This window comes from Arsenophonus endosymbiont of Bemisia tabaci Q2 (assembly GCF_902713415.1).
Lineage (GTDB): Bacteria > Pseudomonadota > Gammaproteobacteria > Enterobacterales > Enterobacteriaceae > Arsenophonus.
The window spans coordinates 1-2,294 of sequence record NZ_CACTIE010000256.1; the positions used below are offsets into that span (position 1 = coordinate 1).

Genomic DNA, 2,294 nt, shown 5'->3' on the forward strand with positions numbered 1-2,294 from the left:
GATCTTAATCCAATTGAACATAAATGGGGACAAAAGCTAAATGCAAAAAAAGAGCGCTCGGATGCGACACAGATATTTTGTTCGCACTCAATATGGTGTAATCAAAATTAAGTCGCTTAGCTATACAATGTGGGGATCAACAATGGTACCAATGCAGTTAGCAATGTGCGCAATATGAAATATGGGAGTGGCTTGATCAGTTATGATATTTACCAAGGTACAACCAGTACTCGCTGGGGATCGAGTGGTAACGAATTGTGGTCTAGTGCCAACTCCACCACCATTAGTGACGATCAGTTGACCCCTACCTAGAATTATATAGCGAAAATTCTAACAGGCAAAGCTACCCCGAATCAATCCGGTAGCTATACCGATACATTAACAGTAAATGTCGCTTTTTGATTATCAGGGAGACTATAAAAAGCTACCACTACTCGCCGCTATGGTAACTCACCTGTGATAAAAACAGGCAATCGGCCATAATCAGAGCGCCAATCTTAAGCTGCGATTGGCGCCAAAGTATGGCTAATTATCAATCGTGACCAAATAGATCGCGGGTATAAACTTTCTGTTTTACATCTTCAAGTTCCGGCACCAATCGATTGCCCAAAATAATATCGCACTGGGCTTTAAAATCGGCCAAATCGGTAATTACTTTGGAGTGAAAAAACTCGCTTTGTTGTAAAACCGGCTCATAAACCACTACTTCGATTCCCTTTGCTTTGATCCGTTTCATCACTCCCTGTACGGCCGATGCGCGGAAATTATCCGAGCCAGCTTTCATCACTAACCGGTAAACGCCTACTTTTTGCGGATTTTGACTAATAATCCTTTCGGCAATGTAATCTTTACGCGTTCGATTCGATTCTACGATCGCATTAATCAAATTATTTGGTACATCATCATAATTAGCCAGCAACTGCTTGGTATCTTTTGGTAAGCAATAACCACCATAACCAAAAGAAGGGTTGTTATAGTGGCTGCCAATCCGCGGATCAAGTGAAACACCCCCAATAATCTGACGACTATCCAATCCGCGGCTATGAGCGTAAGTATCTAACTCATTAAAATAGGCCACTCGCATCGCCAGATAAGTATTGGCAAATAATTTTATCGCTTCCGCTTCGGTGGCATCAGTAAATAGCACCGCGACATCTTTTTTCAGTGCGCCTTCTAATAATAAATCGGCAAAAATCTTGGCACGTTCGGAACGTTCACCCACCACAATACGAGAAGGATAAAGATTGTCATATAGCGCTCTGCCTTCACGTAAAAACTCCGGTGAAAAAATGATATTTTTATACCCTTTCTCTTGTTGCAAGCGGGCGACAAACCCCACCGGGATGGTTGACTTAATAACAATGGTAGCGGCTCGATTAATGTGGTTTACATCATCAATCACTGCTTCTACAGAAGAAGTATTAAAATAATTAGTTTTGGCATCATAATCAGTCGGGGTAGCAACAATCACATAATCTGCCCCCTGGTAAGCCTGTTGTTTATCCGTCGTTGCCCTAAAGTTCAATTTTTTTTCTGTCAGGAACGCTTCAATTTCTTTATCCACTATCGGGGATTGCTGGTTATTCAGTATTGTTACTTTTTCAGCAATAATATCTAACGCAACCACCTCATGATGTTGCGCTAACAACATCGCATTCGACAGGCCAACATAACCTGTTCCTGCAATAGCAATTTTCAAAACTAACCTCTCAAATATTTAGGATCCAGGCTAAACGTGATAATAAGTCCGATACCAGTCAACAAAGGCTTTTACCCCTTATTTAATCGAAATCTGTGGCCGTTAACCAGTTAACGAAAACAAATCTTTGGTATCAGCACAGGTGGTATGGACATCACCGGCTTGCATCGGCAGCATATTTTTAATGGCTTTGTGTCCTAATGCCTGCTCAAAAGCAGAAATAAAATCCAATAATTTTATTGGCTGCCCTGCCCATTACCAATATTATAAATACGATAAGGCGCATCACTGCTAGCCGTTAAAGATTTATCGCTCTTTTTTGGCGGAATAATATCAGCAATCAATAATATTCCTTCAACAATATCTTCAACAAAAGTAAAGTCGCGGCTCAGATCGCCATTATTATATACATCTATCCGTTTCATCTCCAAAATAGCTTTAGTAAATTTAAATATAGCTAAGAAACTTAATTTTGATGACATTATTTATATGAGCTATTCAATTGATTTTAGACGTAAAGTGATATTTACGATGGAAGAAGAAAGGTTGAGTATCCGAGAAACAGCGAAGCAATTTCGGATTGGCTCTGCATCTG

General features: G+C 40.1%; 3 protein-coding genes and 1 pseudogene. 2 read left to right on the forward strand and 2 right to left on the reverse strand.

What is annotated here, in order from left to right; genetic code table 11:
• Window positions 1-40 precede the first annotated feature (40 nt).
• Window positions 41-178, forward strand: a complete 138-nt coding sequence (locus tag ARSQ2_RS10845) for a hypothetical protein (protein ID WP_181995302.1) — start codon at window positions 41-43, stop codon at window positions 176-178.
• On the forward strand, window positions 175-312 hold the full coding sequence (locus tag ARSQ2_RS15305; protein WP_238334476.1) for a hypothetical protein: 138 nt from the start codon (window positions 175-177) through the stop codon (window positions 310-312). Before ARSQ2_RS10845 ends, ARSQ2_RS15305 begins: the two co-directional genes overlap by 4 nt.
• Window positions 313-532: 220 nt before the next feature.
• Here ARSQ2_RS15305 and ARSQ2_RS10855 read toward each other — a convergent pair whose 3' ends face one another.
• Window positions 533-1,699, reverse strand: a complete 1,167-nt coding sequence (locus ARSQ2_RS10855) for a nucleotide sugar dehydrogenase (protein ID WP_181995303.1) — start codon at window positions 1,697-1,699, stop codon at window positions 533-535.
• A gap of 78 nt (window positions 1,700-1,777) precedes the next feature.
• A pseudogene (locus ARSQ2_RS10860) lies at window positions 1,778-2,160 on the reverse strand (NAD-dependent epimerase/dehydratase family protein); the annotation flags it as partial.
• Window positions 2,161-2,294 lie beyond the last annotated feature (134 nt).